This window comes from Pseudomonas sp. G(2018), from assembly GCF_005502415.1.
Classification (GTDB): Bacteria; Pseudomonadota; Gammaproteobacteria; order Pseudomonadales; family Pseudomonadaceae; genus Aquipseudomonas.
Window position 1 is genome coordinate 59,161 of record NZ_SCOO01000011.1, and the last position, 16,101, is coordinate 75,261.

The window sequence follows — 16,101 nt, forward strand, 5'->3', positions numbered from 1 at the left end:
CAGAAAAAGCAAAGAGCGCTTAGTCCGGAAAATGCTTGGGGTTATTCCAAACGTATTTGAAAAAAATCTGAACTAGTCTGGGAATCGCTACTCAGAGTTACTGAATGGCTGGTGAAGCCCTTCGATGCTCCTATGTTGTGTTAAGTGTTGGCAGATATCTGGACCCCGCCCTAGCGGTCTAGAACTTGAACCCCGGAACTTCCCCCTCCCCATAGAAGTCCGGGGTTTTTTTTGCCTGAAAACTGGCTGTGACGCGCTCATGCAAGGCAAAAGCGCGTCACAGCCAGTCTTTTATTCGGCCACCTCGGCGCCCTTGTCCGCCAGTTCCATCCAGCCTGCCAATACAGTGTAGGCGTCTTCCAGGCCCATGCGTTTCGGCGCCGAAAAAAGCTGAATCGTCACGCTGTCGCCCCAGCCCTTGCGGATTTCCGACTGAACCTTGAGCAGCGTGTTCTTGGCCGCGCCATAGGTCAGCTTGTCCGCTTTGGTCAGCAGAATGTGCATCGGCATGCCGCTGGCCACGGCCCAGTCGAGCATCAGCAGGTCGAAATCAGTCATTGGATGACGGATATCCATCATCAGAATCAGACCCTTCAGGCTTTCGCGACTGCCCAGGTACGCTTCCAGGTGACGCTGCCAATGTTGCTTGAGCGGGATGGGTACTTTTGCGTAACCGTAACCCGGCAGGTCGACCAGACGACGTTCATCGTCTAGCTTGAAGAAGTTCAACAGCTGTGTGCGTCCCGGTGTTTTCGAGGTACGCGCCAGGCTGGCATGGGTCAGGGTGTTGAGCGCACTGGACTTGCCGGCGTTGGAACGCCCGGCGAAGGCGACTTCAAAACCTTCGTCGTCCGGACATTGGTCGACTTTGGCGGCGCTGAGCATGAAGGTGGACTGTTGGCACAGACCGAGGATGGGATTCTTGAGTTGCATGGGATTTCCGATGTGGGCGGCGCCGGGAATGGGCGCGGCAAGCAGTGTCGCTTCCGTTTCAGTGACGCCAGTATATAATGCCGCAGATTTTGTGTGCGCTTTGTCCCAGCGTAGGATGAAGTTCACGAGAGCGACAGACCTTGATTGCGCACTAGAACGCAGCACGCTCTCAACCCTGAAAAGGTCGTTTTATGACGAAATGGCTGCTAGCCGCCGGTGTCTTGATGCCGCTTTACAGCGCTCAGGCTACACAGGATCCGGAAGCTGTGTACAACCGTGTTTGTGGTGCCTGTCATTCCGGCCAACTACCCATGGCGCCCAGAAGAGGCGATCAGGAAGCTTGGACGCCGAGGTTGACGAAAGGTATGGAGACGCTGGTGCAACACGTGACCCAGGGTTTCAAGGCGATGCCGCCGCGTGGTTTGTGCATGGACTGCAGTGCCGAGGATTACCGAGCCATCATCCAGTGGATGAGCGAGTAAACCCGGTCCATAACTCTTAACCCTTAGCCGTAGTTGGATTAGCTGATGAACAAATTGATCGTGAGTCTGCTGTTGACCGTGGGAATCTCCGGCATTGCCCATGCTGCAGGTGAGCCAGTAAAACCTGGTGACGCCGCCGCAGGCCAGGCAAAAGCCGCCGTATGTGGCGCCTGTCATGGCCCGGATGGCAACAGCATGGCGCCAAACTTTCCAAAACTGGCGGGGCAAGGTGAACGCTACCTGACCAAGCAACTGCACGACATCAAGTCGGGCAAGCGCACCGTTCTGGAAATGACCGGTCTGCTGACCAATCTGAGCGATCAGGACCTGGCGGACATCTCCGCCTACTTCGCCAGCCAGAAAGGCAGCGTCGGCGCCGCCGACCCGAAAATCGTGGCTCGCGGTGAAGCGCTGTTCCGTGGCGGTGATCTGGCCAAGGGGCTGCCATCCTGCACCGGTTGCCACTCGCCAAACGGCACAGGCAACGCGGCAGCCGGCTTCCCGCACCTGGGTGGCCAGCACGCTCAATACATTGCCAAGCAGCTGACCGACTTCCGCAAGGAAGAAGGTGGTCGGGCCAACGACGGCGATACCAAACCGATGCAGAGCATTGCCAAAAAGCTGAGCGACGAAGACATCGCCGCAGTGTCGAGCTACATTCAAGGCCTGCACTAAGGTCGGCGAATCGGGCGTTGCGCAAGGCCTACAACGCTTGCAACGTTAACGCTCGATTAATCCGTCGCAGCAAGTATAAAAAGGGTGGCTTTGGCCGCCCTTTTTTGTGGCCGCTGCCGTTACACTACAGAACTCAGACCCGCCATGATCTGTCTGAAAACAGGTCGCGCGAGGCGATAAAACTTGTCCAGGAGTAAAGCATGCGTAATCTGATCATCAGCGCCGCACTCGTCGCTGCCAGCCTGTTCGGCATGACTGCCCAGGCTGCCGAAGCCCCCGCCGCCCCTTACGTCGAACTGAGCAATCCGGTTCCGGTCGCCGTTCCGGGCAAGATCGAAGTTGTGGAGCTGTTCTGGTACGGCTGCCCGCACTGCTACGCCTTCGAGCCAGTGATCAATCCCTGGGTCGAGAAGCTGCCTTCCGACGTGAACTTCGTCCGTATCCCCGCCATGTTCGGCGGTCCGTGGAACGCACACGGCCAGTTGTTCCTGACCCTTGAAGCCATGGGTGTCGAACACAAGGTCCACACTGCAGTGTTCGAAGCCATTCAGAAAGAACACAAAAAGCTGACCGACAAGAATGACATGGCGGACTTCCTGGCCACCCAGGGCGTCGACAAGGACAAGTTCCTGGCCACCTTCGACTCGTTCGCCATCAAGGGTCAGATCGCCAAGGCCACCGACCTGGCCAAGAAATATGAAATCTCCGGTGTTCCAACCTTGATCGTCAACGGCAAATATCGCTTTGACGTGGGCTCTGCCGGCGGCGCCGAGCAAGCCCTGCAATTGGCTGACAAGCTGATCGACAAAGAGCGAGCGGCTAACAAGGCTGCCGCCAACTAAGGGCAGCACCCGCCATGCGCCGCTGGGGAACTGAACGCATCGTTGGCCTGCATGATCCACGGGTCAACGAGCATCATCTGGAGTCGACGGGTCTGCCCGAAGACAGCCGTTTGCGCCTGCTCAGTTTCAATATCCAGGTCGGCATCAGTACCGAGCGCTATCGGCATTACCTGACCCGGGGCTGGCAACACCTGTTGCCGCACACCGGGCGCGCTGACAATCTGCAGAAAATCGGCAACCTGCTGGGGGACTTCGATCTGGTCGCCTTGCAGGAAGCCGATGGCGGCAGCCTGCGTTCAGGCTACGTCAATCAGGTCGAACATCTGGCCCAGCTCGGCGCCTTCCCCTACTGGTATCAACAGCTCAATCGCAATCTCGGACACCTCGGCCAGCACAGCAATGGCGTGCTCAGCCGCTTGCGCCCGTGGGCGATCGAAGACCATCCGCTGCCAGGGCCGAAAGGTCGCGGAGCGATCCTGGTGCGCTTCGGCGAAGGTCCGGAAGCGCTGGTGGTGGTCATGATGCACCTGGCGCTGGGCGCGCGAGCCCGCAGCATGCAATTGGCGTACATCCGCGAAGTGATTGGCGGTTATAAGCATCAAGTGCTGATGGGTGATATGAACACCCATGCCAGCGACTTGCTGCAACACTCGCCATTGCGCGATCTCGGCCTGCTTGCACCGCAACTGGAAGCGACATTCCCTAGCTGGCGCCCGCAACGCTGCCTGGACCACATCCTGCTGAGCCCTACCCTGACCCTTGAAAAGGTCGAGGTGCTGGCCCAACCCATTTCCGATCACCTGCCGGTCGCGGTAGAGATTCGTCTGCCGGGTTCGCTCACGGCCGATGCATTGCCCGCGTTGAGTCCTGCCCCCACGCGGAACCCCTGAATGAGCGACGAAGCACAGCGCTGGAAAGAGAAGTACCTCAAAAGCATCGAACAACAGGAAAAGCTCGAACGTCGCTGGGACGCCCGCCTCGACTTGCTGCGTCGCGGACTGGTACGCAGCACCCTGGCGGCAGAAGGCACCGACCGCGCCGTCGACCAGTGCATGAAGGAGATGCGTGAAGTCGTGCGCACCGATGACATGGACGCCGGTCTCGCTGCCCTGCTTCCGCGCCTGGAAAAAGCCGTGCTCGACTCCGAGCAGCGTCGTGAAACCCGAGTGAACCAGACCAGCGCGGCACTGACCGCACTGGTGACTCAGCTGCAAACGTTGCCGCTGCCCCGGGAAGTCAGCCGACCGCTGAAGAGCTTCGCCAAACAGCTGGATAGCCGCGTCAGCCAGGCTCGCGAGATTCCCTTGTTGCTCAGCGAACTGAGCGGCTTGCAAGGCAAAGCCTTGAGCCAGGTGGAAAGCCCTGCAGAACCTGGACGCCCCGGTCTGTTGCAACGGTTGTTCGGTCACCGGGACACTGAAGATGCAATGACGCCGCTCACCCCTGTCGCCGGACAAGCTGCCATTGCAACGCCTGTCGAAGCGCTCCCCGCGCCGATGGCCGCGTCATCGCCCGCAACCACCGAACCCGCACCGGCAATCGATGAGCCACGCCTCGAAGTTTCGGACCCGACCATCGTGGCCGCCCAGCCACAGGCTGTACAGGCATCATCCGAGACGCCCGAACCTCTTGCCGCCCCTGCAACTGCTGCGCCTGCCCTCGATCCGCAGCAAGCGCCCAATCCGCTCCCCGAGGCGCATGCCCGACCGGATGAAGCCAACGAAATACCAATACCCGTCGAGACACCCGCGCTTCAGATCGAGCCGGCAATCAATCCCGACGAACTTACGCATGCAGCGCTTCCCGATTCCCCGCCACGGCCTACAGCCCTGGCACCCGGCGAGCCGGAACTGCCCAGCCACGACATGCTCTATGCGCTGCCGGACTCCCCCGAGCCATCCTACAGCTCGGTGGCCAAGCACATTGAAGACACTCTGCTGGGGCTGCTCGACGATCTGACGCTCCCCGAACGGCACCGCCCGCAAGCCGAATCGATGCGCGATCGCCTGAAAAACGGCTTGAACTGGTATGAGTTGCTGCCGATCCTCGACGATCTGGCGACTTTGATGCTGGCGATCTCGGACAGTGGTCAGCATGAGTTCGAAGCGTACCTGCAGCACCTAAACGAACGCCTCGAGTCGTTCCAGAGCAATCTGCAAGCCGCCAGCGCGGGCCATGCCGACAACCGTTCCGCGGCAGAGGCCATGGATACGCAGATCCGCGAACAGGTCGACGGCCTGCAGACCCGCATGCATGAGGCGGCCGACCTGGAGGGGCTCAAGCATGTTCTGGAAAACCACCTCGAAGGCCTGCTCGGCACCATGGACCAACACCGCCGGCAGCGCGACGAGCGCGAGCAGGAGGTCGCAGCCCGCCTGCACAGCCTGGCCGATCGGGTGGCACACATGGAGCAGGAAGCCTTGGGCTTTCGCGAACATCTTGAAGAACAGCGCCAGAAAGCATTAATCGACCCGTTGACCGGGCTGCCCAACCGCGCAGCCTGGAGCGAACGGCTGGACCATGAAATCAGCCAATGGCAGCAACACGGCAACACCTTGATGCTGGCCATGCTTGACCTCGATCACTTCAAACGCATCAACGATAACTACGGTCACCTGGCGGGCGACAAGGTGCTGAAGATCATTGCCACCGTGTTGCGCAAGCGCCTGCGCGGGACGGATTTCATTGCCCGGTTTGGCGGCGAGGAATTTGTCCTGCTGCTGCCGTCGACAGTGCCGGCGGCCGGCATGAAACTGCTCGAACACTTGCGCGCTTCGATCGAAGCCTGCCCGTTCCACTTCAAGGGTGAGCGGGTAACGATCACTATTTCGATGGGCCTGACAGCATTCAAACCCGACGAGCATAGTGATCTGGTGCTCAAGAGAGCCGATCAGGCGCTCTATAGAGCTAAAAATGCGGGCCGCAACCGAGTGGAGCTGGGCTAGGAGACAGGCTGAGGGCTAATTGTTCCATTTTGTTCAATTGCCCTCCCTACACCAGGCATTACGTTACACTGTTGCATTACTGTCCAGTGCGTATTGCCTCCTGCCATGAAATTTATCGCTCTCATTGTGTCGCTGCTGCTCTTGGCTGGTTGCACCAGCGGCCCACGCTTCGACACCAGTCACCCTTCAGCCAATCATGACAGCCGCATCCAGTTCGTGGTGCTGCACTACACCTCCGCCTCGATGGAGCGCTCGCTGCAACTGCTGACCCATGGCGAAGTCAGCGCCCATTACCTGATCGGCGACGACAAGAAGGCGACCATCTACAAACTGATGGATGAAAACATGCGGGCCTGGCATGCCGGCGAAAGCCAATGGCAAGGCCGGACCTGGATGAACTCCAGCTCCCTGGGCATCGAAATCGTCAATCAGGGCTTCAAGGACACACCCACCGGGCGCCTCTGGTACCCCTACAGCGAAGCGCAGGTCCAGTCCTTGATCGTACTGCTCAAGGACATCAGCAAACGCTACGTCATCAGCCCTCGCAGTATCGTCGGCCATAGCGACATTGCACCGCTGCGCAAGCTCGATCCCGGCCCGCTGTTTCCCTGGAAACGTCTGGCGGCGGAAGGTATCGGCATCTGGCCGAACGAGCAGGCCGTGGCGCGACAGCAGGTACAGTTTGAAGTACAGCTGCCGAGCATCAGCTGGTACCAGGCACAACTGGCCCGCGTCGGTTATGAAACACCGCAGACCGGCGAACTGGATGTCGCCACACGCCATGTGATCGCCGCCTTCCAGATGCATTTCCGCCCATCGCGCTTCGACGGCACACCAGATGCGCAAACGGCGGCGCTGCTACAGGTTTTGAATCAGACAAAATAATGACGCCCGCCCGACGGTCAGCGCTTTTTTCCAATCAGCAGCTATAACTCATTGGTAATTCTTCGGATATTGCCATAATGACTGTTGCTCGAGAGACATTCCGTAGTTGGTTCTATCGCCCATGGTTTCTGGCGATACTGGCGGCTGTCCTGAGTGCAACACTGCTGATGACCGGCAGCCTGTTTATCGCCCTGCATCAAGTCGAGCAGAGCGAAAGCCAGGAAATGAATGCGCAGGGCGAACGCTTCCTCGCCCGGCTGGAGCAGTTGTTCGGGCAATTGCGCGAAAGCCTTGATGATCTGGAAGCCCAGCCGCTGCGGACCTGCAATGAGGAGATGGTCGCGACGCTGCAGCAGGTCAGTTTCAATTATCGTTTTGTCTATGAAGCCGCCTACATGGATGCTCCGCGGATCTGTACCAATCGCCCACGCAAGGAAGCGTTGTCGCTGATACGACCACCTGACATCCAGGGCCCCACCTACAGCTACTGGCTGAACACCACCACCGAACCCGATGAAAACCGTGCCGTACTGATGCTCGGGCGGGGCAATTTCCGGGTCGCGACGTCCCGCGGGCATTTGACCGATATGGTCGACCTGTCGCCGGGAAGCAGCCTGCTGGTGGTACTCGACCACGGTACTCGGGCGATTCCGGTACTGGGTGTGGCGCAAGCCTGGCCGCCAAAAATGTGGCCGCCGAAAAGCCGGGATGCGCTGCAAGTCACTCAGTCGCGTCTGATTTACCGCATGCCCACCGACAACCCGGAATACCAACTGGTGCTGATCAGCCCCCGCGGCGGCCCCCATATACCACCGGTGTGGTGGTGGTTGTTGCCGGTCTGCGTGGGATTGGCCTTATGCGTGGGTTTTCTGGTGTTTCTGCTGGTGCGCCAGCGGCAGTCCCTGGACGCCGAATTGACCGGCGCCATACGCCGGGGCGAATTGCAGGTGCTGTATCAACCGATCTTTGACCTCGACAGCCGTAACTGCGTCGGCGCCGAGGCCTTGCTGCGCTGGCGCCGGCCGGATGGGACCCTGACCAGCCCTGACCTGTTCATTCCAATGGCGGAGAACACCGGGCAGATCCGCCAGATGACCGACTTCGTCCTGCAACGCTTGCTGGAACAGCTGGGGCAATTGCTGCGAGCCAATCCGCAGCTGTACATCTCGGTCAACCTGGCGGCGTGTGATGTGATGGTGCCGCGAATCGGCCAGGTGATGGCACGCCTGCTGACCCTGCATCGCGTTGCCGCCAAACAGATTGCCTTTGAGGTCACCGAACGCGGGCTGATCGATGTGGTGGTGGCCCGGGAAAATCTGCAAGCCTTGCGCGATGTCGGGCATCAGGTGCTGATCGATGACTTTGGCACCGGCTATTGCAGCCTTGCGTATCTGCAAACCCTGCCGGTGGATTGCCTGAAAATCGACAAGGCCTTTATCGACGCACTGGGCCATGACGCGGCCAGTAGCGGTGTGGCTCCGCACATCATCCACATGGCACAGTCACTGCACCTGAAGGTCATTGCCGAGGGCATCGAACATGAATCCCAGGCCGCGCTCCTGAGCAGTGAAGGTGTGAAGTTTGGTCAGGGCTGGTTATTCGCCCATGCATTGAGTGCCGTGCAGTTCATCGAGTTGATTACCCGTGGTCGCCGATTGGCCAGCCGACGCCTGGATGACGAAGCGTAGCGCGCTACACCGTCAACGCCATGTAGAACTGCGTGCCCTGCCCTGGCCGCGAATAGACGCCCATCCGTCCGCCGTGCAACTGCACGATTTCCTTGCACAGCGCCAGACCGAGCCCGGCCCCGCCTTTCTTGCGGCCGACTTGCACAAAGGGTTCGAAGATCCGTCCCTGTTGTCCGTAGGCAATGCCTTCGCCGTTATCTTCAACACTGATGATCACCCGCTCGCCATGACGCCGGGCCTGCAAGCGTATGAGGCCACCCGAGGCAGTGTGTCGCAGGGCATTGTCGATCAGGTTGTCGAGCACCCGATCCAATTGCGGCTGATCGGCCTGCAGGCGTGGTAATGGCCCCTGTACTTCCACCAACAACTCGATGCCCTTCTCCTCAGCGCCGCAGGTAAAGCGCATCTGCGCCTGCTCAAGCAAATCCTCAATGGAACACGGCGCCAGGGTGAGTTTCTGCAATCCGTTCTGGTAACGGGAAAAATTCAGCAAGTCGTTGATCAGCTGCATCAGGCGCTGCATTTCTTCGTTCACCGTATCCAGCAGATCGGCTTCACGGGAGTCCGGGGCAAAATGTGCGCGCTCGCGGAACAGGCCGAACGCCATGTGCATGCCGGTCACCGGCGTCCGCAGCTCATGGGAGGCGCGCAACACGAACTCGCTTCGCACCCGTTCGAATGCCCGTTGCTCGGTAACGTCATGCAGCACCATGACCGCACCAAGAATATTCCCTTGGGTATGAATGACCGGCGTCAAGCTGTAGGTCAGCAACCGTGCCTCGCCATCGACCTCGATGCTCAAATCCTCCGGCGCTCGCTCCAGCGTGCCGCCACGCAGCACCAGTTGCAGTTGCTCATCGAGTTCGGGACGTTGCAGTGCAGCGCCCAACCCCTGGCCAATCCGCTCATCGTCCCAGCCCAACTGGCGCTGTGCCACCGGGTTGAGGTGTTCCAGGTGACCCTGGCGATCGATCATCAGCAAGCCGTCGTCGATACTGTCGAGTACCGCCAGCAGCCGCTGCTGACCGGCAAGCAGTTCATCGACGTTGGTGGCCTGATGTTCACGCAGCGCTTCGGCCATGATCCCGAAGCGTTTGGTCAGCTGATTCAGCTCAACCGCCGAGGAGACTGGCAGGGTGACGTCGAAATTGCCCTGGCCGATGTTATCCGCCGCCTGCGCCAGGGCCTCGATAGGTTCGCCGAAACGCCGGGCGATGGCATGGGCCGTCACGAATCCGATGATCAAAACAGCCAACCCGACCAGACCCAGCAGGCCAGCGATCAGCAATGCACGTTCACGGGCCTGCCGCTCGGTATGCGTGATGTCATCCAGCGCACGCTTGTGTTCGGTGATCAGACCATTTCGCAGGGCGTTGAATTTTTCGGTGAGTTCGTCGTCGCCGCTCAGCACACGTGTCGGGTCAGGCGAAACTTCGTACGCCTTGATAAAGCTCAGGTAGTCAGCCTTGGCTTTCTTGAAACCGGATTCGCTGCCGATGCTCGCCGGCTCCTGGGCGATCCCCTCTTCCAGCAATTCGAAGTAACGCTGCTTGGATGCTTCGAAGGCCACAGAATCCGGTTGTTCACTGAGCATGATGATCAACTGGTCACCCAACGCCTGGCGCAGCTTGAGCCCGATATCGAGGGTGACGAAGTTGTTGCGCACCAGTGCTTCCTGGCTCCCGGCCATCTGCATCACGCTGACCAGACCAAGCAACAGCCCGAGCAGCGCAACGGTGATCAGTGCGGAAATACTCAGGAACAGCCGGGTCCGCAACTTCATCGCCAGTTTCATCGCAGGCGGCTCACAAATTGTACTGCTTGCGTTTGCGATACAGCGTCGACGCGTCGATGCCCAGCGTCTTGGCGGCTTGATCCAGCGTGCCGGCAGTGGCGAGAACTGCGCCGATATGGGCTTTCTCCAGTTCATCCAGGCTCAGGGCAGCGCCAATGCGCGGAGCATTGTTGACCGGTGCTTCCGCCATGCCCAGGTGACTGATCTCTACCCGCTCCTGCGGGCAAATGATGCTCGCCCGCTCCACCACGTTGCGAAGCTCACGAATATTCCCCGGCCAGCGATACCCCAGCAACGCTTCGCGGGCCTCATCACTGAAACCCCGGGCCGGGCGGGCGTACTCTTTGACGAAGCGCGCCAGAAAGCGGTCGGCGAGATTAAGGATGTCTTCCCTACGCTCGCGCAGCGGTGGCAGGTGCAAAGTGATGACGTTCAGGCGATAGAGCAGGTCTTCGCGAAAACGTCCGTCGCGAACCATGTCTTCGAGGTTCTGGTTGGTGGCCGCGAGAATGCGCACATCGGCGCGGCGGGTGACCGGATCGCCCACACGCTCATACTCTTTGTCCTGAATAAATCGCAGTAACTTCGGTTGTAAAACCAAGGGAAAATCGCCGATTTCGTCGAGAAACAGCGTGCCGCCATCCGCCTGGTTGACCCGACCCAAGGTACTTTCGCTGGCCCCTGTAAACGCTCCGCGACTATGGCCGAACAGTTCGCTTTCCATGAGTTCAGCAGTCAGCGACGGGCAGTTGATGGTGATGCAGGACTTCTTCGCCCGCTTGCTCCAGCCGTGAATGGCTTGAGACAGCTCGCCTTTACCCGTGCCGGACTCGCCGAGAATCAGAATATTGGCGTCGGTGCTGGCCACCTGACGGGCCGTTTCCAGCACGACTTTCATCGCCGGGCTATGGGAATCCAGGCCGTCCTTGGGTTTGCGCACCTCGCCCTCCAGGGCTTCCAGACGCGCCGACAATTGCCGTACTTCAAGCTGCTTGGCAGTGGCCAGGCGCAATTGGTCGGGGCTGCAAGGCTTGACCAGATAATCGGCAGCACCGGCCTGAATGGCGTCGACGGCCGTATCCACCGCCGAGTGCGCGGTGACAATCACCACGCGCATCCAGGGAGCTTGAATGCGCATCTGCGCCAACACATCGAGACCGTTGTCTTCACCCAGGCGCAGATCGAGGAAGCACAGGTCGAAGACCTGGCGTTGCAGCAACGCGTCGGCTTGCGCGGCGCTGTTGGCAGTCGCCACGCTGTAGCCTTCATCTTCGAGGCAATAGCGGAAGGTTCGCAGGATGGCGGACTCATCATCCACCAGAAGAATACGGCCTTGATGCTCAGTGGCTGATTCCATTTTCCTACGCTCCATAATGAATGTTCTTGGTTTAGTCCCGGAAAAATCGGGCAAGTTGCATGGTTCATTCTGATCCATTCCCGTCATGGCGAGGTAGTTATCTACCGCCACACCGGTTTTCGCCCGATTTTGTATTCCTTTTATAGACAGCTTCTGCTCAGACGATGAATCACATCTTTTTCTGACAGCTACGCCCTCCTCTCAATTCCAAAAATATTGCGATAACCGTCAGCTGATCGTGCATTACGCACGACCGTGAAAAGCTCCATCGTGCAGGATGCGCCCGAAAGGACTTACGACACCATCACAACCAACTGATTTATAAGTATTTTTTTACAAAAAAAATCTGGCACGCAGGCTGCAATGTCGTGAGTAACGCAGGGCAACAACAAATCGCCCTCAACCCGATTACCCCGAGTGGGAGGAGCTTCAGGATGAATCGCCAACGTGCCACCCCATTGCAGCTCTCGCCACTGCATCTCCAGCAAGGCGTGTTCGCCGTGTTGGCGCTGTTGATCACCTTGATCGGCGGCCAGCAGTTTGTGCGCTGGGAGCAAAGCCAACAGCAAGAAGGGCCAAACGTGTCGTTTCAGCACCCGACCCAAACCCACTTCAGCGCCGCCAGCAACGGTATGGCCGACAGCACTTCGATGCGAATGGTGGACGTCGACCAACACCAGGCGATGGACGAAATGCCTCGCCAGGAGCGCTGGGTGTTCTAAGTACACACTTGGCGCGCTCAAAGCGCCGGGAAACGCAGCACCTCTGAATAGAAGCGTAAGGAGAATCACCATGTTGAGCTGGGCAATCACATTCTTGATCATTGCCATTGTTGCCGCCGTATTGGGCTTCGGTGGTATCGCGGGCACCGCCACGGGTATCGCCAAGATTCTCTTTGTCGTGTTCCTGGTGATGTTCATTGCTTCCTTCTTCTTTGGCCGTCGCGGTCGAGGCTGAACATGAGCGTTTGGTAGAGACACTGGCAGCCGCCCTACTGTTGGGCGGTGCTGCCCCGGGCTCAAGCGGGCAGGCACACTCCGATTCCTCGGCAGACCGTACCAGGGTATGCAGGAATGGTTGATGGAGCAGCCCGAAAAGGACCCGAACAAGTACGGAATTCAGATATACGAGAGAAGCCATCGCTTCTTCCCCTGCGCCCACCTGAGGAGGGCCGGTGCATGACCAAGGGGTCGGGACGTTCTGCCTGGTTCAGGGGCGGAGTGACCTACGGGTACAGGGAGTACCTGCGCAAGGGCCGGGTCAGGAAAAGCTGCGTCGCAAGTTCGCCGGTCAATCAGGACTCGACGGACTTGCGAAGGGCTTTACGAAGCCTTGAACTAGAGCGATCCATTCGTTTTCACCCCCCTCCCCCGATAATTCGTACGCTGCGCCCCGAAAAATACTTTTCCCGGTGTTTCGCCAGCGACCGTATATCGAGAAATATCGTCTGTGTTTTGCCGTAAATCTTCCCTGAACCCCAGGGGATTTTCCCGAAAATATCCTTCCATTCGACTGATCAAAAAACACTCAATCTGCGCTGTGATGGCCGGTTCACGGCACTTATGCCTGCCGAAATGTCATATTCGAACCGTTTGCGACGTCGCTTTCAGTGAAAAAACCTCATGCCGATTCGGCATAGGGTAGGCGTTTACGGCATTAGACGTCGCTTCCTTGCATCGGAATAGTTGCGCCTTTTTTCGCCTGCCAGAGAGCCATCAACAAGCGCTCCGGGGCTCCTTATACGGGGGCAGATGCACACGACTTTTTCGCCACGAGCGTTCCAGTTTGCGCATCTGCCCGAGTCAAACTGAAGTAAGGGTAAAGATATGAAGAAGGCAAAGCTTAGCCTCGCCTGGCAGATCCTCATCGGTCTGGTCTTGGGGATTGCAATCGGTGCGCTGCTCAACCATTTCAGTGCCGAGAAAGCCTGGTGGATCAGCAACGTTCTGCAACCGGCAGGCGATATCTTTATCCGTCTGATCAAGATGATCGTGATCCCGATCGTGATCTCCTCCCTGATCGTCGGCATTGCCGGCGTCGGTGATGCGAAGAAGCTCGGTAGCATTGGCCTGAAAACCATCATCTACTTCGAAATCGTCACCACCATCGCCATCGTCGTCGGCCTGCTGTTGGCCAATCTGTTCCATCCGGGTGCGGGCATCGACATGAGTACCCTGGGTACCGTGGACATCTCCAAGTACCAGGCGACGGCGGCTGAGGTTCAGCATGAACACGCGTTCATCGAAACCATCCTCAACCTGATCCCGTCCAACATCTTCGCGGCCATGGCCCGCGGCGAAATGCTGCCGATCATCTTCTTCTCGGTGCTGTTCGGCCTCGGTCTGTCGAGCCTCAAGCCTGAGCTGCGCGACCCGCTGGTAACGATGTTCCAGGGCGTCTCGGAAAGCATGTTCAAGGTCACTCACATGATCATGAACTACGCCCCGATCGGCGTTTTCGCACTGATCGCGGTGACGGTGGCCAACTTCGGCTTCGCATCCTTGCTGCCGCTGGCGAAACTGGTGATCCTGGTTTACGTCGCCATCGCTTTCTTCGCCTTCGTGGTCCTGGGCCTGATTGCTCGCCTGTTCGGTTTCTCGGTGATCAAGCTGATGCGCATCTTCAAGGATGAGCTGGTACTGGCCTACTCCACCGCCTCCTCCGAAACCGTGCTGCCGCGCGTGATCGAGAAGATGGAAGCCTACGGTGCGCCGAAAGCCATTTGCAGCTTTGTGGTGCCGACCGGTTACTCGTTCAACCTCGACGGTTCGACCCTGTACCAAAGCATCGCGGCCATCTTCATTGCTCAGCTGTACGGCATCGACCTGTCGATCAGCCAGCAACTGTTGCTGGTCCTGACCCTGATGGTCACCTCCAAAGGCATCGCTGGCGTACCGGGCGTGTCCTTCGTGGTGCTGCTGGCCACCCTGGGTAGCGTGGGTATCCCGTTGGAAGGCCTGGCCTTCATCGCCGGTGTCGACCGCATCATGGACATGGCCCGTACCGCCCTGAACGTCATCGGCAACGCCCTGGCCGTGTTGGTCATCGCACGCTGGGAAGGCATGTACGACGAGGCCAAGGGCCAGCGCTACTGGAACTCCCTGCCGCACTGGCGCAGCAAAGAAAAGCTGCCGGTTGGTGAGGTTTCCACCAACTAACACAATGGTCCGCGTGCACAACGCTAAACAAACCCCGGAGAAATCCGGGGTTTGTCGTTTGTGGCCACCCCGCTATCATTCGCGCATCTTTTGGGGGATTTGACTGATGCTTAATGGCCTGTGGCTTGGCTTCTTCATCGTGGCCGCCGTATCGGCGCTGGCGCAATGGCTGATCGGCGGCAACGCCGGGATCTTCGCGGCGATGGTGGAAAGCATTTTCGCCATGGCCAAATTGTCGGTCGAGGTCATGGTCCTGCTGTTCGGCACCCTCACCCTCTGGCTGGGTTTTCTGCGAATTGCCGAGAAAGCCGGGATCGTCGAAAGGCTGGCCAAGGCCCTCGGCCCGCTGTTTCTGCGGTTAATGCCTGAAGTGCCGGCCGGTCACCCGGCCATCGGCCTGATCACCCTGAACTTCGCCGCCAATGGCCTGGGCCTGGACAATGCCGCCACGCCGATCGGCCTGAAGGCCATGAAGGCCCTGCAGGAACTCAACCCCAGCGACACCATCGCCAGCAACGCGCAGATCCTGTTCCTGGTACTCAACGCCTCCTCCCTGACCCTGCTGCCGGTGACGATTTTCATGTACCGCGCCCAGCAAGGCGCGCCCGATCCGACGCTGGTGTTCCTGCCGATTCTGCTGGCCACCAGTTGCTCGACCATCGTCGGCTTCCTGGCCGTGGCGTTCATGCAACGCCTGCGTGTCTGGGACCCGGTGGTGTTGGCCTACATCATTCCCGGTGCCCTCATCCTTGGTGGTTTCATGGCGTTGCTGGCGACGCTCTCTGCCACCGCACTGGCCAGTTTGTCGTCGATCCTCGGTAATTTGACGCTATTTGGGATCATCATGCTGTTTCTGGTGATTGGCGCGCTGCGCAAAGTGAAGGTCTATGAGGCGTTCGTCGAAGGCGCCAAAGAGGGTTTCGACGTCGCGAAGAACCTGCTGCCGTATCTGGTGGCGATGCTCTGCGCCGTAGGCGTGCTGCGGGCGTCCGGGGCACTGGATTTCGGCCTGGACGGGATTCGTCATCTGGTGGAATGGGCCGGTTGGGACACGCGCTTCGTCGATGCGCTACCGACCGCGATGGTCAAACCATTCTCCGGCAGCGCCGCCCGGGCGATGCTGATCGAAACCATGAAAACATCGGGGGTGGACAGCTTCCCGGCACTGGTAGCGGCGACGATCCAGGGCAGTACCGAAACCACGTTCTATGTGCTGGCCGTTTACTTCGGCGCGGTGGGCATCCAGCGCGCGCGGCATGCGGTGGGGTGTGCGTTGTTGGCGGAGTTGGCGGGCGTCCTGGGCGCTATCGGCGTCTGCTACTGGTTCTTCGGATAACCACA

Annotated in this window: 14 protein-coding genes; 11 read left to right on the forward strand and 3 right to left on the reverse strand. The window is 59.2% G+C overall.

The features are described 5' to 3' along the window. Positions 1-291: 291 nt before the first annotated feature. Positions 292-933: a ribosome biogenesis GTP-binding protein YihA/YsxC gene (gene yihA / locus FFS64_RS13670; RefSeq protein WP_095194478.1), complete on the reverse strand. Its 642-nt coding sequence runs from the start codon at positions 931-933 to the stop codon at positions 292-294. A 191-nt stretch (positions 934-1,124) separates the two neighbouring features. On the opposite strand from yihA, the gene FFS64_RS13675 reads away from it, so the two are divergent. The 7 genes from FFS64_RS13675 (at position 1,125) to FFS64_RS13710 (ending at position 8,450) form a co-directional block, all read left to right on the forward strand. Continuing rightward, complete coding sequence (locus FFS64_RS13675; RefSeq protein ID WP_137805825.1) at positions 1,125-1,415, forward strand: cytochrome c5 family protein; 291 nt, start codon at positions 1,125-1,127, stop codon at positions 1,413-1,415. A gap of 45 nt (positions 1,416-1,460) precedes the next feature. Next, positions 1,461-2,090, forward strand: coding sequence for a cytochrome c (locus FFS64_RS13680; protein ID WP_095194479.1), 630 nt, complete (start codon positions 1,461-1,463; stop codon positions 2,088-2,090). Positions 2,091-2,290: 200 nt separating this feature from the next. Further along, positions 2,291-2,932, forward strand: a complete 642-nt coding sequence (locus FFS64_RS13690; protein ID WP_137805827.1) for a thiol:disulfide interchange protein DsbA/DsbL — start codon at positions 2,291-2,293, stop codon at positions 2,930-2,932. Positions 2,933-2,946: 14 nt separating this feature from the next. Further along, the gene (locus FFS64_RS13695; RefSeq protein WP_095194482.1) at positions 2,947-3,822 is read left to right on the forward strand and encodes an endonuclease/exonuclease/phosphatase family protein; all 876 of its coding nucleotides are present in this window, start codon (positions 2,947-2,949) and stop codon (positions 3,820-3,822) included. Next, positions 3,823-5,877, forward strand: coding sequence for a diguanylate cyclase (locus FFS64_RS13700; RefSeq protein WP_137805828.1), 2,055 nt, complete (start codon positions 3,823-3,825; stop codon positions 5,875-5,877). Between the two features lie 105 nt (positions 5,878-5,982). Further along, complete coding sequence (locus FFS64_RS13705) at positions 5,983-6,762, forward strand: N-acetylmuramoyl-L-alanine amidase (RefSeq protein ID WP_137805829.1); 780 nt, start codon at positions 5,983-5,985, stop codon at positions 6,760-6,762. A gap of 77 nt (positions 6,763-6,839) precedes the next feature. Beyond that, on the forward strand, positions 6,840-8,450 hold the full coding sequence (locus FFS64_RS13710) for an EAL domain-containing protein (RefSeq protein ID WP_137805830.1): 1,611 nt from the start codon (positions 6,840-6,842) through the stop codon (positions 8,448-8,450). A gap of 4 nt (positions 8,451-8,454) precedes the next feature. Here FFS64_RS13710 and FFS64_RS13715 read toward each other — a convergent pair whose 3' ends face one another. Both FFS64_RS13715 and algB read right to left on the reverse strand, forming a co-directional pair. Further along, the gene (locus FFS64_RS13715) at positions 8,455-10,245 is read right to left on the reverse strand and encodes a KinB sensor domain-containing domain (protein ID WP_137805831.1); all 1,791 of its coding nucleotides are present in this window, start codon (positions 10,243-10,245) and stop codon (positions 8,455-8,457) included. A 10-nt stretch (positions 10,246-10,255) separates the two neighbouring features. Beyond that, entirely contained in the window at positions 10,256-11,602 is a 1,347-nt protein-coding gene (gene algB, locus FFS64_RS13720; RefSeq protein WP_095194487.1) for a sigma-54-dependent response regulator transcription factor AlgB, read from the reverse strand. A 434-nt stretch (positions 11,603-12,036) separates the two neighbouring features. Here algB and FFS64_RS13725 point away from each other — a divergent pair, with 434 nt between their 5' ends. From FFS64_RS13725 to FFS64_RS13745, 4 genes are all read left to right on the forward strand, one after another. Continuing rightward, a complete protein-coding gene (locus tag FFS64_RS13725; protein ID WP_137805832.1) occupies positions 12,037-12,324 on the forward strand; it encodes a hypothetical protein in 288 nt (95 codons plus the stop codon). A gap of 70 nt (positions 12,325-12,394) precedes the next feature. Beyond that, positions 12,395-12,559 carry a DUF1328 domain-containing protein gene (locus FFS64_RS13730; protein ID WP_003170804.1) on the forward strand — a complete coding sequence of 55 codons (165 nt, stop codon included), beginning with the start codon at positions 12,395-12,397 and terminating at the stop codon, positions 12,557-12,559. Positions 12,560-13,428: 869 nt separating this feature from the next. Continuing rightward, positions 13,429-14,760: a glutamate/aspartate:proton symporter GltP gene (gene gltP / locus FFS64_RS13740; RefSeq protein ID WP_137805834.1), complete on the forward strand. Its 1,332-nt coding sequence runs from the start codon at positions 13,429-13,431 to the stop codon at positions 14,758-14,760. A 106-nt stretch (positions 14,761-14,866) separates the two neighbouring features. Continuing rightward, on the forward strand, positions 14,867-16,096 hold the full coding sequence (locus FFS64_RS13745) for a nucleoside recognition domain-containing protein (protein WP_095194491.1): 1,230 nt from the start codon (positions 14,867-14,869) through the stop codon (positions 16,094-16,096). Positions 16,097-16,101 lie beyond the last annotated feature (5 nt).